Source organism: Mitsuaria sp. MSU3D (genome assembly GCF_056867975.1).
This window is the reverse complement of sequence record NZ_CP200314.1, coordinates 3966244-3987931: the sequence shown is the minus strand read 5'-3', so window position 1 is coordinate 3987931 and position 21688 is coordinate 3966244. Positions and strand designations below refer to the sequence as shown.

25 protein-coding genes are annotated in these 21688 nt (G+C 69.8%); 21 read left to right on the top strand and 4 right to left on the bottom strand.

The genetic code is table 11. From position 1 onward, the window contains the following. The first annotated feature begins 26 nt into the window (after positions 1-26). From AC1VNM_RS17550 to AC1VNM_RS17475, 16 genes are all read left to right on the top strand, one after another. Positions 27-398 (top strand): hypothetical protein, encoded by a 372-nt coding sequence (locus AC1VNM_RS17550; RefSeq protein WP_483107769.1) that lies wholly within the window; start codon positions 27-29, stop codon positions 396-398. A gap of 324 nt (positions 399-722) precedes the next feature. Next, positions 723-1532: a hypothetical protein gene (locus AC1VNM_RS17545; protein ID WP_483107768.1), complete on the top strand. Its 810-nt coding sequence runs from the start codon at positions 723-725 to the stop codon at positions 1530-1532. Between the two features lie 10 nt (positions 1533-1542). Then, positions 1543-2169 carry a hypothetical protein gene (locus AC1VNM_RS17540; protein ID WP_483107767.1) on the top strand — a complete coding sequence of 209 codons (627 nt, stop codon included), beginning with the start codon at positions 1543-1545 and terminating at the stop codon, positions 2167-2169. 12 nt (positions 2170-2181) lie between these two features. Continuing rightward, positions 2182-4575, top strand: a complete 2394-nt coding sequence (locus AC1VNM_RS17535) for a secretin N-terminal domain-containing protein (protein ID WP_483107766.1) — start codon at positions 2182-2184, stop codon at positions 4573-4575. Continuing rightward, entirely contained in the window at positions 4572-5114 is a 543-nt protein-coding gene (locus tag AC1VNM_RS17530) for a type II secretion system protein (protein WP_483107765.1), read from the top strand. Before AC1VNM_RS17535 ends, AC1VNM_RS17530 begins: the two co-directional genes overlap by 4 nt. 4 nt (positions 5115-5118) lie before the next feature. Beyond that, entirely contained in the window at positions 5119-5508 is a 390-nt protein-coding gene (locus tag AC1VNM_RS17525) for a type II secretion system protein (protein WP_377161744.1), read from the top strand. Between the two features lie 22 nt (positions 5509-5530). After that, positions 5531-6016 carry a hypothetical protein gene (locus AC1VNM_RS17520; RefSeq protein ID WP_483107764.1) on the top strand — a complete coding sequence of 162 codons (486 nt, stop codon included), beginning with the start codon at positions 5531-5533 and terminating at the stop codon, positions 6014-6016. Positions 6017-6030: 14 nt separating this feature from the next. Next, positions 6031-6519, top strand: a complete 489-nt coding sequence (gspG, locus tag AC1VNM_RS17515) for a type II secretion system major pseudopilin GspG (RefSeq protein WP_483107763.1) — start codon at positions 6031-6033, stop codon at positions 6517-6519. Between the two features lie 82 nt (positions 6520-6601). Continuing rightward, positions 6602-7819 (top strand): type II secretion system F family protein, encoded by a 1218-nt coding sequence (locus AC1VNM_RS17510; RefSeq protein WP_483107762.1) that lies wholly within the window; start codon positions 6602-6604, stop codon positions 7817-7819. Between the two features lie 96 nt (positions 7820-7915). Next, positions 7916-9547 carry a GspE/PulE family protein gene (locus AC1VNM_RS17505; protein WP_483107761.1) on the top strand — a complete coding sequence of 544 codons (1632 nt, stop codon included), beginning with the start codon at positions 7916-7918 and terminating at the stop codon, positions 9545-9547. Next, positions 9531-10238 (top strand): hypothetical protein, encoded by a 708-nt coding sequence (locus AC1VNM_RS17500; protein ID WP_483107760.1) that lies wholly within the window; start codon positions 9531-9533, stop codon positions 10236-10238. Before AC1VNM_RS17505 ends, AC1VNM_RS17500 begins: the two co-directional genes overlap by 17 nt. Continuing rightward, positions 10235-10756 (top strand): hypothetical protein, encoded by a 522-nt coding sequence (locus AC1VNM_RS17495; protein WP_483107759.1) that lies wholly within the window; start codon positions 10235-10237, stop codon positions 10754-10756. The genes AC1VNM_RS17500 and AC1VNM_RS17495 overlap by 4 nt, the downstream gene beginning before the upstream one ends. A gap of 34 nt (positions 10757-10790) precedes the next feature. Beyond that, the gene (locus tag AC1VNM_RS17490) at positions 10791-11132 is read left to right on the top strand and encodes a hypothetical protein (protein ID WP_377160415.1); all 342 of its coding nucleotides are present in this window, start codon (positions 10791-10793) and stop codon (positions 11130-11132) included. A 139-nt stretch (positions 11133-11271) separates the two neighbouring features. Next, positions 11272-11652, top strand: coding sequence for a hypothetical protein (locus tag AC1VNM_RS17485; RefSeq protein ID WP_483107758.1), 381 nt, complete (start codon positions 11272-11274; stop codon positions 11650-11652). Between the two features lie 22 nt (positions 11653-11674). After that, positions 11675-11995, top strand: coding sequence for a hypothetical protein (locus AC1VNM_RS17480; RefSeq protein WP_483107757.1), 321 nt, complete (start codon positions 11675-11677; stop codon positions 11993-11995). A 186-nt stretch (positions 11996-12181) separates the two neighbouring features. Then, on the top strand, positions 12182-14053 hold the full coding sequence (locus tag AC1VNM_RS17475; RefSeq protein ID WP_483107756.1) for a methyl-accepting chemotaxis protein: 1872 nt from the start codon (positions 12182-12184) through the stop codon (positions 14051-14053). On the opposite strand, the gene AC1VNM_RS17470 is transcribed toward AC1VNM_RS17475, so the two are convergent. Together AC1VNM_RS17470 and AC1VNM_RS17465 are read right to left on the bottom strand one after the other, a co-directional pair. Continuing rightward, positions 13998-14294 (bottom strand): hypothetical protein, encoded by a 297-nt coding sequence (locus AC1VNM_RS17470; protein ID WP_483107755.1) that lies wholly within the window; start codon positions 14292-14294, stop codon positions 13998-14000. The two genes, AC1VNM_RS17475 and AC1VNM_RS17470, sit on opposite strands and share 56 nt — an antisense overlap. Beyond that, positions 14291-15037, bottom strand: coding sequence for a sulfite exporter TauE/SafE family protein (locus AC1VNM_RS17465; protein WP_483107754.1), 747 nt, complete (start codon positions 15035-15037; stop codon positions 14291-14293). Before AC1VNM_RS17465 ends, AC1VNM_RS17470 begins: the two co-directional genes overlap by 4 nt. 96 nt (positions 15038-15133) lie before the next feature. On the opposite strand from AC1VNM_RS17465, the gene AC1VNM_RS17460 reads away from it, so the two are divergent. The 5 genes from AC1VNM_RS17460 (at position 15134) to AC1VNM_RS17440 (ending at position 19674) form a co-directional block, all read left to right on the top strand. After that, the gene (locus AC1VNM_RS17460; RefSeq protein ID WP_483107753.1) at positions 15134-16069 is read left to right on the top strand and encodes a LysR substrate-binding domain-containing protein; all 936 of its coding nucleotides are present in this window, start codon (positions 15134-15136) and stop codon (positions 16067-16069) included. A gap of 137 nt (positions 16070-16206) precedes the next feature. Then, positions 16207-16491: a type II toxin-antitoxin system HicB family antitoxin gene (locus AC1VNM_RS17455; protein WP_483107752.1), complete on the top strand. Its 285-nt coding sequence runs from the start codon at positions 16207-16209 to the stop codon at positions 16489-16491. A 163-nt stretch (positions 16492-16654) separates the two neighbouring features. After that, the gene (locus AC1VNM_RS17450; RefSeq protein ID WP_483107751.1) at positions 16655-17668 is read left to right on the top strand and encodes an aldo/keto reductase; all 1014 of its coding nucleotides are present in this window, start codon (positions 16655-16657) and stop codon (positions 17666-17668) included. Positions 17669-17827: 159 nt separating this feature from the next. After that, complete coding sequence (locus tag AC1VNM_RS17445) at positions 17828-18886, top strand: diacylglycerol/lipid kinase family protein (protein WP_483107750.1); 1059 nt, start codon at positions 17828-17830, stop codon at positions 18884-18886. Continuing rightward, positions 18883-19674 (top strand): metallophosphoesterase family protein, encoded by a 792-nt coding sequence (locus AC1VNM_RS17440; RefSeq protein WP_483107749.1) that lies wholly within the window; start codon positions 18883-18885, stop codon positions 19672-19674. The genes AC1VNM_RS17445 and AC1VNM_RS17440 overlap by 4 nt, the downstream gene beginning before the upstream one ends. Here the strand turns inward: AC1VNM_RS17440 and AC1VNM_RS17435 are convergent. Beyond that, positions 19644-20489 (bottom strand): phosphatase PAP2 family protein, encoded by an 846-nt coding sequence (locus tag AC1VNM_RS17435; protein ID WP_483107748.1) that lies wholly within the window; start codon positions 20487-20489, stop codon positions 19644-19646. The genes AC1VNM_RS17440 and AC1VNM_RS17435 overlap by 31 nt on opposite strands. 10 nt (positions 20490-20499) lie before the next feature. Continuing rightward, positions 20500-21450, bottom strand: coding sequence for a Fic family protein (locus tag AC1VNM_RS17430; RefSeq protein ID WP_483107747.1), 951 nt, complete (start codon positions 21448-21450; stop codon positions 20500-20502). Positions 21451-21688: the final 238 nt, after the last annotated feature.

The following is a 21688-nucleotide window of genomic DNA, read 5'->3' as shown; positions in this document are numbered from 1 at the left end:
TCCCCCGCTACTTCTGAAAGCCTCGCATGACCTCGATGCGCTCCGTGTTCTCGACGATGCTCGCCGCCCTCGGCCTGCTCACTGCCGTCTCCGCGCAAGCCGAGGAGTGGCTCACGCTGAGGCCCCAGGATCTCGCCCAGTACGAAATCACGCAGGCCAACACCGTCAACAACGCGGCTGAGGGTCTCTACATCAAGCACATCGGCCTGTTCCAGCCGACCACCTTCACCTGCGCCCGCAAGGACTTCGTCATGATCGGGGGCGATGCCCGCGTCGTGAACCGGGCGCTAGCCACCTTGATGTTCGCCATGGCCAACAACAAGACCATCCAGTTGTGGGTGACCGGCTGCAGCACCAATTACATCGAGGCGAAGAACCTAATGTTGATCAACCAGTGAGGCTGTGAAGCGCTGGCAACGGCTCTGCCCGAGCCGGCGTGCCCAACCTAGGGCAATCTCTAGCCTCCATCGCGCCCGCCGGAAATCCAACCGCCATGCCGACACGGTAAAGTCGCGCCCTGGCCGCAAGAAGAGTCAGGCCGCGCGGCGCGCCCAGCACCGCGGATCAGGGAGGGTCACATGAAGTTTTCTGTCGTGCGCGTATCGGACGCGCAGCGGCGCGCTGCGCGTGTCGCGAAGCCATTCGGCTAGCCCGGAACCCGTCATGCGTTCGGCAGCAGTTCCGGCCGGATTCCTCCGTCCCGCCCCACTATCGATCTCGTCATGCGCCTGACCGCCATCGACTGGCGGGCGCTCACGGATCCCGCCACGCTCAAGCAACGCCTCTCCCGCGCGCCGACCGCCGTGTGGGTCGTCGTCGCGCTCGTGCCGCCGCTGATCGCTGGTGCGCTGCTCGTCGCCGCGCGCCAAGCCGAGCACCTCTCGCTCGCGCATGAGCAGGCCGCCCGCACCGAACTCGCCGCGCTGCGCGCCAAGGCCGCTGCCGCGCCGGCCGCCGACGTCTCCCCGTTCGCCGCACGTCTGCCGCTGACGCAGTCGTCCGCGCGCGCCGTCACGCACCTGCGCGAGGCCGCCGAGTCGCAATCGGTCCTCGTCACCGCGATCTCCACGGCCCATCAGGCGCCGACCGCCAGCACGCTCGGACGCATGAGCCTGGACGTCAACCTGCGCGGCAGCTACGCCGCGATCAAGACCGTGCTGGCCGAGCTGCTCACGCGCGATGCGCAGCAGGCCGTGCTGCAGCAGATCTCGATGCGGCGCGCGCCCGGTACCGCCCCCAATCCAGCGGGCGGCTTCGCGCCGATGAACACGATGAACGGCATGAACGCAGGGCGCCCCGCCGCCCCCGCCGGTGGCGACCTGGAAGCCCGCGTCGTCGCCACTTGGCTGAGCCGACCGCTGGCCGACCAGCCGTCGCCAGGCGCAGTCGTCATCGCTCCCACGGCGATCGCCGCCTCGTCGCCGACCGCGCCCGCTTCGGCTGCGAGTGCCGCCCCGGCCGCCGCTTCCGCGACGACCCGGTCGCCCGCTCCTTCCGCGTCATCGGCCTCCGCGCCGACGCCGCGTCGCTGAAAGCGCGCCGATGTTCAAGCGCACTCCCACCTCCACCGCCGCGGCCGCCACCGGCGCGCCCGCCAAGGGCCTGCGTCCCGGCTTGCGCTGGGCGCTCGGCCTGAGCGCCGTGGCCAGCGCGTGGGCGATGCTCGCGCCGGCCGATCCACCGGTCGTCGCCGCCACCTCACCGGCTCCGGCGGGGCAGGGCGGACCGAGCTCACCCGCACCGCGTCCGCCGATGCCGACGACCGCGCCGACGAATGCACGGACTGCCGCACCGGGGCAGGCACTCGCCTTGGCGTCCGTCCCGGGGCGTCTGCCCGAGCAACCCCTCGAGCCCACCGACCGCGATCCGTTCTCGATCCCGCAGCCGCCGGCCCCACCGCCGCCACCGCCGCCTCCACCCCCGCCGCCGCCGCCCCCACCGCAGGCGCCGGCGCTGAACTACCGCTACCTCGGCCAGTTCATCGACCCCCAGGGCCAGCGCAAGGTCTACCTCGCGCGGCCCGACAAGGACCTGCTGGTCGAAGCCGGCACCCGCCTCGACGAGGGCTACCGCGTCGAATCGATCACCGACGACGAGATCCGTCTCGTCTACGAACCCCTCCAGCAGCGCACCGTGATCCGCATTCCGGCGGCCGCGCCGTCACCCTGATCCGCCCGCCCGATGCTTCAACGATCCGTCCGCCTCGTCCGTTTCGGTGCCCTCCGGTCCCCGGCCCCGACGACCCGCTGCACTGCCGGCGCGCTCGCGGTGCTGCTGCTGCTGGCCGGCTGCGCCGAGAACCGCATCCGCGACGAGTCACGCCGCGCCATGGCCGGCGGCCAGTACCGCGAGGCGATGAGCACCCTCGAGAACGGCCTGCGCGACTATCCCGAGAGCACCGCGCTGCGCACCACGCTGCTGCAGGCGCGCGCCGATGCGCAGCTGCGGCTGGTCTCGCAGGCGCTGACCCAGCGCGCCGCGGGCCAGTTCGACGAGGCCACCGCCACGCTGCGCCAGGCGCTCGAACTCGATCCGACGAACGCGCGCGTGCAGGCGCTGCTGTCGGACATGGAGCTCGAACGCAAGGGCGCCGCGGACCTGGCCGTCGCGCAGAAGTGGGTCGAGGCCAAGCAGCCCGACCGCGCGCTGCGCGTGCTGGAACAGGCGCTCAAGGACAACCCCCGCCACGGCGGGCTGCAGGACCTGCAGCGCCGACTGCTCAGCGACCAGCGCAGCGCGCAGGTCCAGGCGCTCAACGGGGTGCTGACCGAGTCCCGTCCGATCTCGCTCGACTTCCGCGACGCCAGCCTGCGCACCGTGCTCGACGTGGTGACGCGACACAGCGGCATCAACTTCGTGCTCGACCGCGACGTGCGCGCCGACGTCCGCGTCACCGTGCTGCTGCGCCAGGCCAAGGTCGAGGACGCGCTGGACCTGATCACCTCCAGCAATCAACTGGCGAAGAAGGTCATCGACTCGCGCACCATCGTCATCTATCCCAACACCGCCGAGAAGCACCGCGAGTACCAGGAGCAGCTCGTGCGCGTGTTCAACCTCGCCAACAGCGATCCCAAGGGCGCCGCCGCCTTCCTCAAGGCGATGCTCAAGATCCGCGAGCCCTTCGTCGACGAACGCTCCAACCTGCTGGCGCTGCGCGACTCGCCCGAGAACATCCAGCTCGCCGAGCGCCTGCTCGCCGTCTTCGACAGCGCCGAGCCCGAGGTGCTGCTCGAGGTCGAGGTGCTGGAGGTCAACGCCACGCGCCTCACCGAGCTCGGCGTCAAGCTGCCCACGTCGTTCTCGCTGACGCCGCTGCCGATCGGGAACTCCTCGCAGCTGACGCTCGCCGACTTCGAGAACATCGGCCGCAACCGGATCGGCGTCGGCCTCAACCCGAACAACGTCCTGGTCAACCTGCGCCGCGAGGTCGGCGACAGCTCCACCCTGGCCAATCCGAAGCTGCGCGTGCGCAACAAGGAGAAGGCCAAGATCATGATCGGCGACAAGATCCCCGTCGTGTCCACGACCACGGGCACCGGCGGTTTCGTGTCCGAGAGCATCAGCTACCTCGACGTCGGCCTGAAGCTCGACGTCGAGCCGACCATCTTTGCCGACGACGAGGTCGCCATCAAGGTCGCGCTGGAAGTGAGCTCGCTCGGCACCTCGATCAAGACCTCGGCCGGTTCGATCGCGTACCAGATCGGCACCCGCAACGCCACGACGCTGCTGCGCCTGCGCGACGGCGAGACCCAGCTGCTGGCCGGCCTGATCAGCCGCGACGAGCGCGCGACCTCCAGCCGCGTGCCCGGACTCGGCGACCTGCCGGTGCTCGGCCGGCTGTTCTCCAGCCAGCTCGACGACGGCAAGCGATCGGAGCTGCTGCTCGCCATCACACCGCGCGTGCTGCGCAACGTCAAGCGCCTGAACGCGAGCGAGTCCGAGATGTGGGTGGGCACCGAGGCCTCGCCCAAGCTGCGCCAGGTCGGCGGGCTGCAGTTCAACACGCCGCAGGCCGATGCCAAGTCCGCTGCGCCAGGAACGCCGGGCGCGCCCGGGGCATCGGGCTCGCCCTCGACACCCGGCGCTCCAAGCGCTGTCGCACCGGGCACCCCCGGCGCCGCAGGACCGTCCGGCGTTCCTGGCACAGGCCTCGCCGATCTGCCGTCGCGCAAGATGCCCGCGTTGTCGCTCGCCGCGCCGGCGCAGGCCAAGGTCGGCGACACGGTCGAGGTGCGCTTGGACCTGCGCGACGCCAACCTGCGCGGCCTCATGACCGAGCTGCAGTACAGCGCCGACAAGCTGACGCTGGTCGACGCGGACGAGGATGAGTACTTCCGCAAGGGCGGCGCGGTCACCAGCTTCAGCAAGCGCGTCGAAGCGGGCCGCGTCAACCTCAGCGTGCTGCGCAACCAGGCGACGGCGGCGGAGGGAGCCGGCGGCGTCTTCAAGCTGCGTTTCAAGGCCGCCGCCGCGGGTCGGGCCGAAGTGCGCGTGGGCACGGCGCAGCCGGTCTCGCTCGAGCCCAACGGCGAGCGGCCCACGCTGCCGGCGCCCGCCGTGATCGAGGTGAAATGACGATGACGCCGTACCGCACGCCCGCCCCCGCCATGCGCCGCTCAGGCGGCGTCGGTGCGCGCGCGCGTTTGCGGATCCGCGGCTTCACCCTGATCGAGTTGCTCGTGTGCCTGGGCATCCTGGGCTTCCTCGCCTCGCTGGCGCTGCCGATGGCCGAGATGACGGCGCAGCGCGAGAAGGAACGCGAACTCAAGCGCGCGCTCTGGGAGATCCGCGACGCGCTCGACGCCTACCGCGCCGCGCGCGAGTCCGGCGCCGTGCTCGGTCCGAGCGACCGGCCGCCGTATCCCGAGACGCTGCAGAGCCTGACGGTCGAGGTCGCCGACGCGCGCACCGAACATCAGGGCCAGACGATCCGCTTCCTGCGGCGCGTGCCACGCGATCCGTTCGCGGAGCCCGGCGTGACGGCCGAGCAGAGCTGGGGCCTGCGCGGTTACCAGTCGGACGCCGACAACCCTCAGCCGGGCGCGGAGGTCTACGACGTGTATTCGAAGTCGACGGCGACCGGTCTCAACGGCGTGCCGTTGAAGCAGTGGTGAGGCGATCGTGAGACGAGAAAAAGTCCGGGGCTTCACCGTCATCGAACTGCTGGTGGTGCTGGCCGCGTTGGCGCTGCTGCTCAGCGTGGCCGCGCCGCGCTATGTGCAGCATGTCGACCGCGCGCGCGACACCGCCCTGCGGCACAACCTGCACGCGATGCGCGATGCGATCGACAAGTTCTACAGCGACCAGGGCCGGTATCCGAAGGAACTGCCCGAACTGGTCGAGCGACGTTATCTGCGCGCGATTCCGGTCGACCCGGTGACGAGCCGCGCCGACACCTGGGTCGCCGTGCCGCCGCGGGCGGGCAACGCCGACGGCGAAGGCGTCTTCGACGTGCGCAGCGGCGCGCGCGAGATCGCGTCCGACGGGAGCAGCTATGCCTCGTGGTGATCGCTGCGCCTTGCACGTTCCCATGAGCCGCCCGACGCGGGTGCCGATGCGCGTCCGCACGCGCGGCTACGGCCTGGTGGCGGTGCTGGTGCTGGTGGCGCTGGCGTCGGCGGCGCTGTCGGTCACCGCGCAGTCCTGGGCCGACGCGGCCCGGCGCGAGAAGGAGCAGCAGCTGCTGCGCGTCGGCGCGCTCTACGTGCAGGCGCTGGAGCGCTACCGGCGCAGTTCACCCGGTACCGACAAGCGCCTGCCGCAGGAGCTGGAGGAACTGCTGATGGATCAGCGCTTCGTCGGCACCGTGCGGCACATGCGCCGCCTCTATCCGGATCCGGTGGGGCCCACCGGCCGCTGGGCCGTCGTGCGCGGCGAGGATGGGCGCGTCCGCGGCGTCCAGAGCCTCAGCGAGGAGGCGCCGCTGATCGCGGGCGCCGTGCGCCGCCCCGGACTGCTCCTGCAGCCGGCCCAGCGCTATTCGGATTGGAAATTCGTCGTGGACTCCGAGAAATGAGAGACCAGAGCAACATGAAGCACACCGAGCACATCAATACCGTCGCGGCCTCCGCATCCGCTGCATCCGTCGCGCGTGGCCGCGTCCCCGGCCTGCGGCGCTCCCGCGGCTTCACGTTGCTGGAACTGCTGGTGGTGATCCTGATCATCGGCCTGCTGACCGGCATCGTCGGTCCGCGTTTTCTGGCCCAGATCTCGCGCTCCGAGGTCACGACGGCCAAGGCGCAGCTCGACGCGATCGACAAGGCGCTGCAGGCCTACCGCATCGACATGGGCCGCTTCCCCGACACCGGCGAAGGCCTGGCCGCGCTGGTGCGCAGCGACGCCAACGATCCGCGCTGGCGCGGCCCCTACCTGAAGGGCGAACTGCCCAACGACCCCTGGGGCATGGCGTACCAGTACCGCATCCCGTCGCAGCAGGCCGGCAAGGACTACGAGCTGTTCAGCTTCGGCCGCGACCGGGTCGCCGGCGGCACCGGCGACGATGCCGATGTGCAGCTCTGACGACGGGCGTTGACGAACCGCTCCGACAGCCCGCTCCGACGATCGCCACCGCCCCCCCCCGACCCGTCGCCACGACCCCGGCATGAAGCTCCGCGTCCGTCTGCTCGATCCCGTGCACCTGTCCATCAGCGAGGAGCTGATGGAGGTCGCGTCGCGCGAGTCGCTCGGCGCGCAGTTGCCCGACGGACGCAAGGTGCTCGCCGCCGAGCCCGTGCGCGAGCCCGCCACCGTGCGCGCTTCCGCCGGCGCCGGGACCGCCGGCGCGCGGGCGAGCGCGCTGGACATCGCCTGGTGGTGCCATGAGTTGCGCACGCTGCTGGTGGCCGGGATGACGGTGGTCGAGGCGATCGAGACCCTGCAGGCGCAGTCCGGCGCCGACGGCGCCCGCGCCGAGCTCCAGGCCGCGTTGCTGGCGCAGCTGCATCAGGGCAAGGCGCTGTCCGTCGCGATGGAGGCGCTGGGCCGATTCCCGATGGTGCTGGTGGCGAGCGTGCGCGCCAGCGAGCGCAGCAGCTCGCTCGCGGAGGCGCTGTCCGAGTTCCTGCGTTATCACGAGATGGTCGAGACGCTGCGCAAGAAGGTCGTCAGCGCCGCGATCTATCCGAGCCTGGTGCTCGGCCTCGGGCTGCTGGTGAGCGGCTTCCTGATCGTCGTGGTGCTGCCGCGTTTCGCGTCGATGTACGCGGACCTGCGCGGCGAGATGAGCTGGTCGACCCATCTGCTGACCGTCGCCAGCACCTTCGTGCGGGAGCACCGACTCGGCATCCTGGCGGCCGCGGCGGCGTTGGGGGCGCTCGGCGTCGTGGCCTGGCGCCAGGGCGCGATCCAGCGCGCGGCGATGCGCGCCGCCGCGGTGATCCCGCCGGTGCGGCGCGCGCTGCGCGAATTCCGCCTGGCCAAGCTGTACTACTCGATGACGGTGATGTTCCGCGGCGGCTACACGCTCGACGAGACCCTGCTGCGCTGCGAGGGCCTGGCCCTGGGTACCGACATGGACCATGCGATGCGCGACGCGCGGCTGGCGCTGACGCGGGGCGTGCGCGTGTCCAGCGCGTTCTCCGAGCACGGTTTGACCGACACCGTCACGCAGCGCCTGCTGGCCGTGGGCGAGCGCTCCGGCAACTTCGAGCGCGTGCTGCAGACGATCGCGGAGCGGCACGCCGGCAACTTCGCCGCCTTCATGGATCGCGCGACGCGCATCGTCGAGCCGGTGATGCTGCTGCTGGTGTCGCTGCTCGTGGGCAGCATCGTCGTGCTGATGTACCTGCCGATCTTCGACATCGCGAGCAGCATCCGCTGAGCGCCATGTCCCGCCCTTGCCGAATTCACCGACTCCACCGACGCTGCCCATTCCACCGACCCCGCCGACCGACTTCCCGATGAGAGCCTCCTTCCGATGAACGCCGACTCCCGCCCCGACTTCCGCGCCGCGCTGCAGGCCGCGCGTCGTCAGGCCGCCCAGGCCGGCGCGGACACGGTCCTCGACCACCTGCTGCGCGGCGGCTGGGGCGAGGACCTGCCCGCGCTGCTGCGCGAGATCGGCGGCATGGAGATGCTGCAGGGCCCCAGCGCGGACCGGGCCATCGCGGACCTGGCGCTGCTGGGCGCGGGCGGCGTCGCCGTGGCGCGGCAGCTGCGGGCGGTGCCGGTGCGGCTGGACGGCGATCCGGACCGGCTGCGTCTGGCCATGGCCGATCCCTGGGACGAGGCCGTGTTGCGCCGCGCGGCACAGGCGGCGGGACGACGCATGGCCCCGGTCGCTGCGACACGCGCTCAACTGGACGCGTGGTGCGGGACGCCCGCCGCGACGCCGGGCCAGAGTGCCGGCGTGGCGGACGCTGCGACCGCGGCGGACGGCCCGGTGGTGGCCTTCGTCGACCAGGCACTGCGCCGCGCGTACGAGGTCGGCGCCAGCGACATCCACTTCGAATGCGACCGCCAGGGCGTGACGGTGCGTCTGCGCCGCGACGGCGTGCTGATGCCGCATGGCCGCCTCGAGGGCACGCGGGGCGCGGAGGAGGCCATCTCCCGCATCAAGGTGCTGGCGCAGCTCGACATCACGGAGCGGCGGCTGCCGCAGGACGGTCGCTTCCGCATCGCCTTGGGCGGCGGCGAGATCGACCTGCGCGTGTCCATCATCCCGAGCGTGTTCGGCGAAGACGCGGTGCTGCGGCTGCTGGACAAGGCGCAGCTGCGCGACCCGGCGGACCAGGTGTCGCTGGACCTGCTCGGCTTCGACGCGGCGGGTGCGGCGATGATCCGCGAGCTCGCGGGCCTGCCGCACGGCATGCTGCTGGTGACGGGACCGACGGGCAGCGGCAAGACGACGACGGTGTACGCGGCGCTGTCGGAGGTCAACAACGGCATCGAGAAGATCATCACGATCGAGGACCCGGTCGAATACGAGCTGGCCGGCGTGCTGCAGGTGCCGGTGAACGAGCGCAAGGGACTGACCTTCGCCAAGGGGCTGCGGTCCATCCTGCGGCACGACCCGGACCGGATCCTGGTGGGCGAGATCCGCGACGCCGAGACGGCGGAGATCGCGGTGCAGTCCGCGCTGACCGGCCACCAGGTGCTGACGACGGTGCATGCGAACAGCGTGTTCGACGTGACCGGGCGCTTCAAGCATTTCGACCTGGACATGTTCGGCTTCATGGCGGCGCTCAACGGCGTGATCGTGCAGCGGCTGGTGCGCTGCATCTGCCCGCATTGCGTGAGCGACCGTCCGGCGCAGCCGCGGGAGCAGCAATGGTTCGTCGACATGGGACTGGAGCGGCCGGACACGATGCCGCTGGCCGTCGGATGCGAGCGCTGCGGTGGCACCGGCTACAAGGGCCGGCGCGTGATCGCCGAGGTGCACACGATCGACGACGGTTTCCGCGACCTGGTCACGACCGGCGCGCCGGTGTCGGCCTTGCGGGAGCACGTGTACCGCAAGGGCGTCCGGACGCTGTCGCAACTGGGCGCGGACATGGTGAGCCGGCGCGAGTCGAGCGCGGAGGAGATCAAGCGTGTGGTGGGCTGGTAAGCGCAAGCGCGCGTCGGCGCGGACGGCGGTCGCCTATGCGGGCGAGCGCGCGGTGCGGCTGTCGCTGGGCGGCATGCTGCTGGTGGCCGCGGACGTCGACGGGCGCGACGCCGCGGTGGCGGCGTTGGCTGCCGGCGTCCGGGAGCTGCCGCGCGGGACGCCATTGCGGATCACGGTGAGCGGCGCGGTCTGCCGCCCGTTCCTGCTGCCGGAAGTGGCCGGGGTCGCGGGGGAATCCGACTGGATGGCGATCGCGACGTCGATGGTCGAGGACCGCGCGGGACTGCCCGCCGGTAGCCCCGTGTGGCTGGACAACGGGCAGTCGTCGCCGCGGATGGCCGTGGCGATCGATGCGCCGTGGCAGCTTGAGCTGCTGGCGCTCAGTGGCCGCGCATTGGAGAGCATGAGGCCCTGGTGGGCCGTCGCCATCGAGGCCGTCGGGACGGATGTTTCGGGTCTGGCCGTCGCCGACAGCGACGAACTCGTGCTGTTGATCGCCGAGGGCGACACCTATCGCGTGGCGCAGACCTACCCGCTGGACGGAGAGTCCGCATCGGCCGTCCTCAACCGGGCGCTGGTGACGCACGACGTTCCGGCGGACGGGATCGAGTTGATCGAATTCAACGGCGGTGCGCTGCCGGGGCAGCAAGCCGGCGATGCGTTGCCGTTCCGCAAGGAGGCCTCGGCATGAGGGCGTTGAAGGTGGACTTCGCGCCGGCGCGGCGACCGATCGCGGTGTTGGCGGTCTGGGGCGCGATCTGTGCCGTCGCGACGGTGGGGCTGGGCGTCGGTGCCTGGCAGGCGTGGGAGGAACGAGCCACGCGCGTGGGGCGGACCGATGCCGATGCGGCCGAGATCGCGCGCCTGCGGGACACCTTGCGTCTGCGCGCGGACAAGGCGGCGTCGGATGCCGTGCCGCCGTCCTACGCGCGCGACGCGCTGACGGTCGCGCGCACGGCGGCGTTCCCGATGCAGTCGGTCCTGCGATCGCTGGAGACCGTGGCGGTCGACGGCGTGCGCGTCAGCGGCATCGAGCTCAACGCCACGCGCGGCGGCGCCGACGTGACGCTCGAGTTCGACGACTACAAGGCGCTGCTCGCTTACCTCGAGCTGCTCAACGAGGGCGAGACCGTGCAGCGCTGGACGCTGGTTCGCGCCGAGGCTGCCGGCGCGCGGCGCCAGGCGGTGATCCGGTCGACGTGGCCGTGAGGCCTGTGACAGAAATACTCAGGAGGACCTTGATATGAAGAAGACCTTGCTCGCTTTAGCGCTCATCGCGCATACCTTCACCGCTCACGCAAACATCGCCTGCACGGGCCAGATCAACTATCTGGGCTACGACCAGAACGGGGCTGTGGTGGTCGCCAACGGCGCCAACCTCCACACCATCTGCAGTTCCTCCGTCCAGGGGAACTTCCAGATCAATACGCTGGCGTGCAAGGGCTTCTACGCCACCTTGCTCACGCACCGGATCGCCGGCAAGCCGGTCACGATCTTCTACAACGATCCCGCGCTGACCGCGTGCTCGCAGATCGGTGCCTGGACGAACCAGCCGAGCGCGTACTTCATCCAGATGGCGGATTGACGGAACCGAGGCCGTCGGCACGGAACCATTGGCGTTCTCGAACACAGCGCGCCGTCCGCAAGACTTCGAACGGACATCGCCCCGTGGGATGATCCTCGCCGCAGAAAAAATAGCTCCACAAGGAGTCAGGGAGGAATCAATGAACACTCGCGTCCATCGCGTCCATCGCGTCCTGGCCGGTCTGGCCGCCGCGGCCTTCGTCCTGAACCCGTTGGCCGCGCAGGCATTCGATTGTCAAGGCCCGGTGCGTCAACCTTCGGTCGAGGCCTCGACCGGCGATGTGCTCGCACAGGGCATCGGCGACTTGCGCTGGCCACGCCTGTGCAACTTGCGCGCGACGTCGCCGCAGGGCATCACGCCCGAGACCTGCAAGGTGATCTACGCCACGCTGATGACGGCGGCGCTCACCGGCAAGCATGTCCGCGTGGCGACGAAGACTGCGCCCTACGCCTCTTGCGGAGCCTATCCGGAATGGGTCTGGTTGCCGGACTTCTATTGGATGGTGCTGGTCACTGAGTGACCCGAGTCAGAAGGACTTCGACATGAAACGCTTCCTGGCCGTGATGGCCCTGGGCGCGCTCGCATTCTGCGCGAACGCACAACCGTGGGACGGCTCCGCCGTCGGCAAGGTGAGAACACTGGACGTGACGGCCTCCGAGAACTTCGGATTCCGCGTCTTCCTGGAGGGGCAGGCCATGTGCACCGGCGGCCCGAGCTGGGCCTACGTGAACGGCTCCGACCCGAGCTACAAGAGCTACGTGTCCTTGCTGATGATGGCGAGAGCCATGGACAAGCCCGTACTCATCTATTCGCAGCGCACCGGGGACTACTGCAAGATCGGCTACGTGTCGATGCAGCCGTGAGCCGCGACGTTGTCTGATTGACGTTCCATCGTCGGGCGGCCTGCGCCCGACCGTGTCGATCAAGCGTTAAAAACCCCCGCTTCCCGGCCACCTGGCGGTCGGACTTCCGGGTTGTCCCGTAGCTGTAACGAAGCATTGCAAGACTCGCGGCGCCTCCCCAGCACCGGCCTCCCCAGGTCCCGCCGCATGTCTCTCAAACATCGTCTCGCCGTCGTCGCGCTCCTGTGCGGCGCCGTCTGCCTGCTGCCGACCGCGCAGCTGGGCTTCAACCTCCTCGACGCCCTGCGCACCGTCAAGGCGCAGCGCGCCGCGCTGCCCGCCAACCAGGCGTGGCAACGCGTGATCGCGGATCTCTCCGAACACCGGCTGGCCTCGGCCACCGCCTCCAGCCATCCCGAGCAGGCCGCCGCGCGCGACGCCGCCGCCACGAAGATCGAGAAGGACTTCGAGGCCGTGCTCGCCGAGCTCGACGACGTGCGGCATGGCGATGCGCTGGTCGACGAAGCGACGAAGGTCCGTGAGCAGTTCAAGGCGCTGCACGCCAAGGGCGTGAGCCAGATGCTCCAGGTCCAGGCGCCGCAGTACCGGGCGCTGTTCGACGCCATCTTCGATGCCGTCGCGCAACTGAACGCGCGGTCCGGGCTGCTGATGCAGCAGGACGGCGCGACCTACTTCAACGTCGTGGCCGGGCTGCAGGTCGCGCCGCAGTTGACGGACACGTTGGCCGAGCTCGGCGCGATCGGCGCCGCGGCTGCGGTGGACGACGTCGCGGCGGTCGGCAATGCCGCCGGGCGCTACCGCGCGGACCTGCGCCAGCTCAACGCGGCGCTGCGACAGGCGGCCGTCGCGGATGCGCCGCACGCGGCCGACTACGCCGAGACGCTGCAACGCGTCGCCCGGCAGCGCCAGGTGGTGCTGGATGCGCTCGATGCGTCGGCGAAGGACGTGAACTATCCGCTCGATCAACTGGTCGCCACGCTGAAGAAGGGCGCGGTGCTGCAGTCCGAGCTCTCCGCCCGCGTGATGGACACGCTGGCGCAGCGGCTCGACGACAGCGAGTCCGCCGTCGCGCGGCGTTTCCTGTTGACGACGATCGTCGTGATCGGCGGGCTCATCGCGATGGGCCTGGTGCTGTGGCGCACGCTGCTCGGCGTCTGGCGTCCGATCCATGAGGCGGAGACGCTCACCGAGCGCATCGCGCAAGGCGATCTCACCGCCGAGTCCTCGTGGCACACGAACGACGACCTGGGCCGGATGCTCGATGCGATCCGCTCGATGCGCGACCGGCTGCGCGGTCTGGTGACGCAGATGCAGGTCGCGTCGGGCGAGATCCACGGCGCCGCCGACGAGATCGCCTCCGGCAACCAGGACCTCAGCGTGCGCAGCGAGCACGCGGCGGCACGCGTGCAGGAGGCGTCGAGCAACGTGCAGCGGCTGTCGGAGACGCTGGACGGCACGGCGCAGGCCTCGGTCCGCACGCGCGGGCTCGCCGATGAAGCCAGCGCGAGCGCCGCCGCCGGCGGCCGGATGGTGCAGGGCTTCGTGGAGACGATGAACTCGATCGGCGCGAGCTCCAGGCGCATGTCGGAGATCGTTTCGGTGATCGACATGATCGCGTTCCAGACCAACATCCTCGCGCTGAACGCGGCCGTGGAGGCGGCGCGGGCGGGCGAGCAGGGCCGCGGTTTCGCGGTCGTCGCCGCCGAGGTGCGCCACCTGGCCAAGCGCAGCGCCGGCGCGGCCGGCGAGGTCAAGGTGCTGATCGGCGAATCGGTCGCGCGGGTGGAGCGCGGACAGTCCGAGGTGCAGGCGGCCGGCGCGGCCATCGCCGGCATCGAGCGCGGCATCGGCGCCGTCAGCGCCGAGATCGAGCGGATCGCCCACGAGGTGGCCGAGGAAGCCGTCGGCCTCCAGCAACTGCGCGGGACCTTCACCGATGTCGAGCGCATGGTTCAGCAGAACGCGGCGCTGGTCGAGGAAGCCGCCGCGTCGGCCGCCTCGCTCAACGATCAGGCGGAGCGGATGAACGAGCTGGCGTCGGCGTTCCGGCTGGGCTGATCGTCCGACCGATCGAGTGTCCCGCGCCGGCGACCAGCCGCGCGCGGGCTTCGTCGAGTACGTCCACGAGTTCGGACGATGCGACGTGAACCGCGAAGCTCGCTGGCGAGGTACCCCGATCGTCCAGCGCGTCGCTGCGATCGACGCGTTCGGCGTCGTGCAGCCACAGGGCGAGCCGGTAAGCGCGCTCCAGCAGCGCGGCCAGTTCGCAGCGCTCGTCGCGGGGCGGATCGATGCTCATAGCCCCCGCCACAGGTTCGCGACGCCGAGCACGATGAAGACGACGAACAGCGCGCGCTGGAACGTCGTCGCGCTGATCCTCGCCCGCACGGCGGCGCCGACGCCCAGGCCGGCGAAGGCCGCGGCGAGCGCCAGCAGCGAGGACACGGTCAACACCGATCCGCTCTCGAAGGAATGCAGCCGCGCGGCCAGCGACAGCGTCGCGACGGTGAAGGACAGGCCGAGCGCCTGGATCATCGTGTCCTTGTCCAGGCGGAGCGCCTGGAGGTAGGGCACCAGCGGCAACGCGAAGACGGCGGTCGAGGCGGTGACGAAGCCGGTCGCCAGTCCGGCGGCGAGGCCGATCCACCACGCGTGCGGCGAGACCTGCGGAACGACGGGTTTCCACAGTCCCCACAGGCCGTAGACGACGAGGATCACGCCCAGGGCGAGCCGCGCGTCGATGGGCGCAATCATGCTGAGGTCCGGTCCCCAGACGGTGGAGACGGCCATGCCCAGCCACACCGGCCACAACATCGTGACGATGCGGCGCCAGGCCGGGCCCTGGCACTGCGCGATGTTCGTGACGAGGGACGGCATCACCAGCAGCGCCGCGGCCTGCGCCGGGGCCATCCACAGGCCGAGCAGGCTCATGGCGACCGTCGGCAGTCCCATGCCGGTGACGCCCTTGACGCCGCCGGCCAGGATGAAGACGAACCCGATGCCGAGCCAGGGCGCGAGCGCCGCGAAGGAAGTGGAATTCATGCGGCGCATCTTCGAGGCGTGCCCGACGACTGTCGATCTCGATGTGCGGCGGATATCCTTCGCGTCCGCAAGAGGATTCGCGAGAGGATGGCCTCGATGACCGCAATGCGCTCCACCGCCCGCCCGATCGACTACCGCGTCGATCCCTTCGACCTGCAGCTGTTCGAGGCGGTCGTCGCGCATGGCTCGATCACGGCCGGCGCGGCGGCGATGAGCCTGTCGCTCGCGGCCGCGAGCGCGCGCCTGAAGGGGCTCGAGCACCGGGTCGGCGTGCGGCTGCTGGATCGTTCCAAGGCCGGCGTCGTCGCGACCGATGCGGGCAGGGCGCTCTCGCGCCAGGCCCGCCGGGTGCTGTCGGAGCTGGATTCGCTGCATGTCGAGATGTCGGCCTTCGGCCGCGGGCTGCGCGGCACGGTGCGCCTGCTCGGCAACACGGCCGCGGTGGTTGAGGCGCTGCCGCCCCGGCTCGGCCGCTTCCTCGCGGACCATCCGGACATCGACGTCGAACTGCAGGAGATGCCCAGCGACGCCGCGCTGCAGGCCTTGCGCGAAGGCGTCGCCGACGTCGCGATCGTCACCAATCATGTCGACACGACAGGCCTGACATCGCAGCCCTGGGTGGAGGACGAGCTTGTCGCGCTGCTGCCCGCGGTCAAGCGAGGCCGGATGCCGAAGAGCGTGCGTTTCATCGAGCTGCTGGATCAGCCCTTCGTCGGTCTCGGCGCCGACAGCGGCCTGAGCCGCTACCTGCTGGCGCAGGCCGCGCGCAGCGGCCGCGTGCCGCATCACCGCGTGCGCGTATCGAGCTTCGAGGCGGTCGCCCGACTGGTCGAAGCCGGCGCGGGCGTGGCCGTGATGTCGCGCAGCGCGGCGGAACGCGGGAAGACGGACGGCGTCAGGATCGCCCGCCTCGACGAGCCGTGGGCGCGCCGCACGCTGATGCTCTGTCATTCGGGGCAGGCGTTGGAGCAGCCGGGGGTGATCGCGTTGGTGACGGCGTTGATGACTGCGCCTGACGCTTCGCAATGCTAGGTCAATTGCTGTCGATCAGAGCGTTCCGTCTGTTCGGAAGGCTGAGTCATTCAGGTCCACGAACTTCGGCTATTGGCAGTTCATGGTGCATGTCCGAAGCTTTGTCCTGAGTTCATTGACGACAGAAAGGAAGCACCATGGCGTTGATCGCATACCCGGTGCACTTGGCACCGGATCCGGACGGTGGCTTCGTGGTGACCTGCCGCGATCTGCCGGCGCTGATCACTCAAGGAGAGAACCTCGAGCATGCCTTAGGAGAAGCAAGCGACGCCATGGACGAAGTCTTTGCGTTTTACCTGTCAGAGGGGATTGCTTTACCGTTACCAACACGAGCGCGACAGCATGAACACCTTGCGTCGCCACCTGCAGAAACGGTGGCCAAGGCACGATTGCATGCGGCGTGCTCGGGCGTCGGCTCGTGATCGGGCTGGAGGATGTGGCCCTGCGGGACGGCCGCTAGCCCTTCCGTGCAATTGACGGATGGGTATGCGCTCCGGAAATATCCGCAGTTCACCGATTCAATTTCATGAATCGCCGTTCAGCCTCTAGATTGGGAACAAGCCACTCTTCCCGAAAGGACTTCCCATGGCTCTGAAAGACCTGCTTCCCGGCAAGCTGGGATTCGGCACCGCCCCGCTGGGCAACATGTTCCGCGACATCCCCGAGGCCGAAGCCCGCGCCACCGTCGACGCCGCCTGGAACGACGGCATCCGCTACTTCGACAACGCACCGTTCTACGGCGCCGGCCTCGCCGAGATCCGCATGGGCGACGCGCTGGCCGAGCGCCCGCGCGACGAGTACGTCATCAGCACCAAGGTCGGCCGCCTCATCCTCGACGAGGTCGAGGACGTCAGCGCCCGCGACAACGGCGAGAAGGGCGACGTCTTCAAGTACGGCCGCCCCAACAGGATCGTCAACGACTACTCCCAGGACGCGACGCTGCGCTCGATCGAGGACAGCCTCAAGCGCCTGAAGACCGACCGCATCGAGATCGTCTGGGTGCACGACGTCGCGCAGGACTTCTATGGCGACGAGTGGCTGGGCGTGTTCGAAGGCGCGCGCAAGGGCGCCTTCAAGGCGCTCGACCGGCTGCGCGACGAGGGCGTGATCAAGGCCTGGGGGCTGGGCGTCAACCGCGTCGAGCCGATCGAACTGGTCATGGCGCTCGACGGCGCGCGCCCCGACGGCTTCCTGCTCGCCGGCCGCTACACGCTGCTCGATCACGATCGCGCGTTGCAGCGCGTGATGCCGGAAGTCACCGCCCAGGGGCTGGGCATCGTCGTCGGCGGGCCGTACAGCTCGGGCGCGCTGGTCGGCGGTCCCAACTTCGAATACGCGCCAGCGACGCCGGCCATCCTCGACAAGGTCGCCCGCATCAAGGCGATCGCCGACCGTCACGGCATCAGCATGAAGGCGGCCGGGTTGCAGTTCTCGCTCGCGAATCCGGCCGTCGCCGCCGTCATCCCAGGGGCGAGCCAGCCGAGCCGCCTCGCCGAGGATCGCGCCGCGCTGAATGAGAAAGTGCCGGCCGACTTCTGGCGCGAACTGCGTCAGGCCAGGCTGGTGCATCCGGAAGCACCGCTGCCCGGCGGCGCATAAGAAACGCGGGGCATAGCACCCGTCACGGAGCGCGCACCGGGCAGCGAGGAGCAAGGAGCAAGGATCAGAGAGCAGGCGGGCGGGCAGGCAGGCGTCCGGCTTGCCGGGACGTTATCGTTCCAGCCTTCCGCCACGCCGCGCGTCTCCTTGCTCATGCCCATGCCCTTGCCGACCGATTCCCGTCTCCCGCCGCTCTTCGTCGTGTTCAACCGCGCCTCGGGCCGTGGCAACCGGGATGAAGTCGGCCCCGCCGTGGAAGCCGCCTGCCGCGCGGCCGGGCGCGAGGTGCACCTGCTGCCCATCGAGGCGCCCGGCAAGCTGGCTGAGACGGCGCGCGAAGCCGTGCGCCGTGCCCGCGAAGTCGACGGCGTCGTCGTCGCTGCCGGCGGTGATGGCACGATCAACGGCGTCGTCCAGGAAGTCCTCGGCAGCGGTTGCACCTTCGGCGTGCTGCCGCGCGGCACCTTCAACTACTTCGCCCGGACGCACGGGATCCCTGCCGACCTCGACGGCGCGCTGCGCGTGCTGCTCGAAGAGCAGGCTGCACCGGTGCAGGTGGGCCTGCTCAATGAGCGGGTCTTCAACGTGAACGCGAGCCTCGGGCTCTATTCGCAGTCGCTCGAGGACCGCGAGGTCTGGAAGCAGCAATTCGGCCGCAGCCGCCTGATCGCGGCCGGCGCGGTGCTGGCGACGATCCTGCGCGGCCATCGCAGCCTCGGCCTGACCATCGAGCTGCACGGGCAGCCCAGGCACGTGCGCACGCCGACGGTCTTTGTCGGCAACAACGCGCTCCAGATGGAGCAGGTCGGCCTGCCTGAAGCCCAGGCCATCGATCGCGGCGAACTGGCCGGCGTGATGCTCAAGCCCGTCGGACGCTGGGGCCTGCTGAAGCTGCTCGTGCGCGGCGCGATGGGAAAACTCGCCGAGGCGGACCAGATCGTCAACTTCCCCTTCAATCGCCTCACCGTCCGCAGCCGGCGCTTCGGCGCGCGCCGCGTGAAGGTCGCCACCGACGGCGAAGTGCTGTGGATGCGCCTGCCGGTGTGCTTCGAGGTGTCCCCGCATCCGCTGATGTTGATCCGCCCGGAGGGGCTGTCGGAAGAGCGGCGGCAAGCGCAGGCCGCCTTCGCTTCCGATGCCGCTTCCTCGCACGCCTCCGCCCCCGCCCCAACGTCAGCTCCCACGTCAACGCCGGTCTCCACGGAGCCGAGGGCATGACCGTCGTGCTGCAGATGTCCGATCCGCACTTCGGCACCGAGCGGCCGATGGCGGTGGGCGCGCTGGAGCGTCTCTGCGGCGAGCTGAAGCCCGACCTGCTGCTGATCACCGGCGACATCACGCAGCGCGCGCGCCCGATCGAGTTCTCGCGCGCGAAGGCCTTCGTCGAGAAACTGGGCGTGCCGGCGCGGCTGGTCATCCCGGGGAATCACGACATCCCGCTCTATGCGGTGACCACGCGGCTGCTGCATCCCTATCGGCGCTATGAGCGCGCGTTCGGGCCCGCCGAGGACGGCGAGTTCGAGAGCGACGACCTGCTCGTCATCGCGCTCAACACGACGCGCCGCTACCGCCACAAGAACGGCGAGGTGTCCGATCCGCAGATCGAGCGCACGGCGCAGCGGCTGGCGCGCGCCAGGCCCGGCCAGGTGCGGCTCGTGGCCGTGCATCAGCCGGTCGCGGTGACCAAGACGGCCGACCTCTCCAACCTGCTGCGCGGCCATGCGAAGGCGGTGCGGCGCTGGTCGGAGGCAGGGGTGGACGCCGTGGTCGGCGGCCACATCCACTTGCCCTATGTGCTGCCGTTGCATGAGCGCCGGACGGACCTGCCGCACCCGGTCTGGGCGGTGCAGGCGGGCACGGCGCTGAGCATCCGCGTGCGCGGCGGGATTCCGAATTCCGTGAACGTGATCCGGGCCGGTCCGGGGCGCGCGGCCGTCGTCGAACGGTGGGACGTCGACGAGACCGCCGGCCTCTTTCAGCGTGTGAGCTCGACGGCGCTGGCCTGACGCCCGACGCGTCTGCGGCGCGCCCAGCGCGCGAGTTCGATGCTGACGATGGAGACGGTCAGCCAGGCGGCGCCGGAAGCGAAGCCGGCCAGCACGTCGCTCGGGAAGTGCACGCGCAGGAAGATGCGGCTGGCGCCGACCGAGAACGCCAGCCCCGCCGCCGCGATCCAGGCCGCCACATGCCAGCGCCGCGGCAGCAGGCGCACGGCGAGGTAGGCGAGCATCCCCATCGCGATCACCGTGCCGGAGCTGTGGCCGCTGGGGAAGCTGAATCCCTCCTCGGTCAGCCAGCGGGTCGGATGCACGGGACGGGCGCGTTCGAAGATGTGCTTCAGCGTCGGATTGAGCGCGGCGTTGCCCAGCATCGCCAGCGCCCAGCCGAGCGCCAGCCCGCGGCGTCGCAGGAGCAGCAGCAGCACGGCCATCGCGATGCCGAGCGTGATCAGCGTCTCCCGGTTGCCGACGAACGTGATCAGGTAGAACGCCCGCAGCGCGAGATCGGGCACGTGATCGATCATCGCGACGATGAAGGCCTCGTCGAGCTGACCGAGCGTCTGCTCGGTGTGGAGCTCTTCCGCGATCTCGGCGAACAGCATCGCGCCGCCGACGATGAACGCGAAGCCCGCCGCGAAGCGCAGCAGCAGCGCGGCCGGGGAGAGCGGTTCAGGCGTCGCGGCCTGCCCACCGCGGTCCGGCAGCAGCGCGCGCGCGGCGAGCCAGGTCGTGCCGGTGACCAGCACCAGCAGCGCGCCGTAGATCGCCAGCGCATGGGCGCCGGCGAAGCCGGCGGCGTCGAGGAGAGAGACGTGGGACATGCGTCGATTGTTAGCTCAACATCCACGGATATTTCTGCATCGACCTTCGATACAGCCATTCGAAAAGATCGACGGCCACGGACACGTCGTTGCGCTCGTACACGCCGAGCATCGCCACCACGTAGTCGCTCGCCTCGACGCCGCCGAAGCTCAGCGGCGCGCAGTGCCCCGCCAACAGCGGCATGTTGGCCGATAACCGACCCGTGCGCTTGTTGCCGTCCGCGAACGCCTGCAGGTAGGCGACGTGGATCCAGAGGAAGAACGCGGCTTCGACCGGATTGAGGATCGCTGCTGCCTTGATGGCGATCTGTTGAAGCAGTTCTTCGAGGAGCGCGGGGATCCGTCCCGGCTGATAGCCGGTTCCGCTCACATGGACATGGATGTCGCGCACCCGCCCGCATCGTTCGGGCGGTATCAGACCTTCCATCAGTTGGCCTTGCAAACCGAGGAGCAGGTTGACACTCACCCGGTGCGGGTGGGTCTCGAAGACCATCAACTCCAGTGCCCGTTTGTGATTCACGACGATCCGGGCTTCTTCGCTTCGTTTCGCAGCATCGGTCTGCAGCGATTCTTCCAGGTGAAGGAGGCAGCCGGTCTCGGCAAGCGTGAATCGGCAGCCTTCCAGCTTCGATGACGACCAGCAGAACTCCGTCAGGAATTCGGTCATGAGGGTCAGTGCGCCGTCGAAGTGATGGGGCCCGTTGTCCCATCGCGCGGTGCGATGCAGTTCATCGGCGAGGCTGGGAGGCAGCAGCGAATGGACGTTCGGCGCATACGAGTCCAGGAACTCGCGCCGGTACGGCACCTTGTCCCGGAACTCGACGGGGATGTCCATGAAGTCGAACATCTGGCGGGACCGTTCGGACCAGGTCGGCGGTTTGGGCCGCGGGGCGAAATAGGTCGAATCCGGTTCCGCTACCGCAGGGGACGGCAGTTCAAGCACCTCAGGCATGTATCGCATCACTCACCTTGTTCTCTCAACAACAAGGCATCGATGCTGCTCGGCGACGGGCTTGACCCCGGTCAAAACGCCGCGGGCGGGCTCAGCGGCGTGGCGGGATTTGACGGATCACGACTCGCGTCCTCCCTCAAATCTGCAGGTCCGGCTGTCGCCCGACACCCGATGTGCGGCTTCCACGCGACAAAGAAAAAAGCCGGACCTCGCGGCCCGGCTCTTCCTTGCAGGAGGGACGCTGGTC

What these genes read in the sequence shown, in the direction of transcription:
- AC1VNM_RS17455 (WP_483107752.1), top strand. Translation starts at nt 16,207, where the DNA reads ATGGCGTTGATCGCATACCCGGTGCACTTGGCACCGGATCCGGACGGT.
- AC1VNM_RS17435 (WP_483107748.1), bottom strand. Translation starts at nt 20,489, where the DNA reads ATGTCCCACGTCTCTCTCCTCGACGCCGCCGGCTTCGCCGGCGCCCAT.
- AC1VNM_RS17460 (WP_483107753.1), top strand. Translation starts at nt 15,134, where the DNA reads ATGACCGCAATGCGCTCCACCGCCCGCCCGATCGACTACCGCGTCGAT.
- AC1VNM_RS17430 (WP_483107747.1), bottom strand. Translation starts at nt 21,450, where the DNA reads ATGCGATACATGCCTGAGGTGCTTGAACTGCCGTCCCCTGCGGTAGCG.
- AC1VNM_RS17510 (WP_483107762.1), top strand. Translation starts at nt 6,602, where the DNA reads ATGAAGCTCCGCGTCCGTCTGCTCGATCCCGTGCACCTGTCCATCAGC.
- AC1VNM_RS17445 (WP_483107750.1), top strand. Translation starts at nt 17,828, where the DNA reads ATGCCCTTGCCGACCGATTCCCGTCTCCCGCCGCTCTTCGTCGTGTTC.
- AC1VNM_RS17465 (WP_483107754.1), bottom strand. Translation starts at nt 15,037, where the DNA reads ATGAATTCCACTTCCTTCGCGGCGCTCGCGCCCTGGCTCGGCATCGGG.
- AC1VNM_RS17535 (WP_483107766.1), top strand. Translation starts at nt 2,182, where the DNA reads ATGCTTCAACGATCCGTCCGCCTCGTCCGTTTCGGTGCCCTCCGGTCC.
- AC1VNM_RS17505 (WP_483107761.1), top strand. Translation starts at nt 7,916, where the DNA reads ATGAACGCCGACTCCCGCCCCGACTTCCGCGCCGCGCTGCAGGCCGCG.
- AC1VNM_RS17450 (WP_483107751.1), top strand. Translation starts at nt 16,655, where the DNA reads ATGGCTCTGAAAGACCTGCTTCCCGGCAAGCTGGGATTCGGCACCGCC.
- AC1VNM_RS17550 (WP_483107769.1), top strand. Translation starts at nt 27, where the DNA reads ATGACCTCGATGCGCTCCGTGTTCTCGACGATGCTCGCCGCCCTCGGC.
- AC1VNM_RS17475 (WP_483107756.1), top strand. Translation starts at nt 12,182, where the DNA reads ATGTCTCTCAAACATCGTCTCGCCGTCGTCGCGCTCCTGTGCGGCGCC.
- AC1VNM_RS17490 (WP_377160415.1), top strand. Translation starts at nt 10,791, where the DNA reads ATGAAGAAGACCTTGCTCGCTTTAGCGCTCATCGCGCATACCTTCACC.
- AC1VNM_RS17520 (WP_483107764.1), top strand. Translation starts at nt 5,531, where the DNA reads ATGAGCCGCCCGACGCGGGTGCCGATGCGCGTCCGCACGCGCGGCTAC.
- AC1VNM_RS17540 (WP_483107767.1), top strand. Translation starts at nt 1,543, where the DNA reads ATGTTCAAGCGCACTCCCACCTCCACCGCCGCGGCCGCCACCGGCGCG.
- AC1VNM_RS17530 (WP_483107765.1), top strand. Translation starts at nt 4,572, where the DNA reads ATGACGATGACGCCGTACCGCACGCCCGCCCCCGCCATGCGCCGCTCA.
- AC1VNM_RS17485 (WP_483107758.1), top strand. Translation starts at nt 11,272, where the DNA reads ATGAACACTCGCGTCCATCGCGTCCATCGCGTCCTGGCCGGTCTGGCC.
- AC1VNM_RS17480 (WP_483107757.1), top strand. Translation starts at nt 11,675, where the DNA reads ATGAAACGCTTCCTGGCCGTGATGGCCCTGGGCGCGCTCGCATTCTGC.
- gspG (WP_483107763.1), top strand. Translation starts at nt 6,031, where the DNA reads ATGAAGCACACCGAGCACATCAATACCGTCGCGGCCTCCGCATCCGCT.
- AC1VNM_RS17440 (WP_483107749.1), top strand. Translation starts at nt 18,883, where the DNA reads ATGACCGTCGTGCTGCAGATGTCCGATCCGCACTTCGGCACCGAGCGG.
- AC1VNM_RS17470 (WP_483107755.1), bottom strand. Translation starts at nt 14,294, where the DNA reads ATGAGCATCGATCCGCCCCGCGACGAGCGCTGCGAACTGGCCGCGCTG.
- AC1VNM_RS17545 (WP_483107768.1), top strand. Translation starts at nt 723, where the DNA reads ATGCGCCTGACCGCCATCGACTGGCGGGCGCTCACGGATCCCGCCACG.
- AC1VNM_RS17495 (WP_483107759.1), top strand. Translation starts at nt 10,235, where the DNA reads ATGAGGGCGTTGAAGGTGGACTTCGCGCCGGCGCGGCGACCGATCGCG.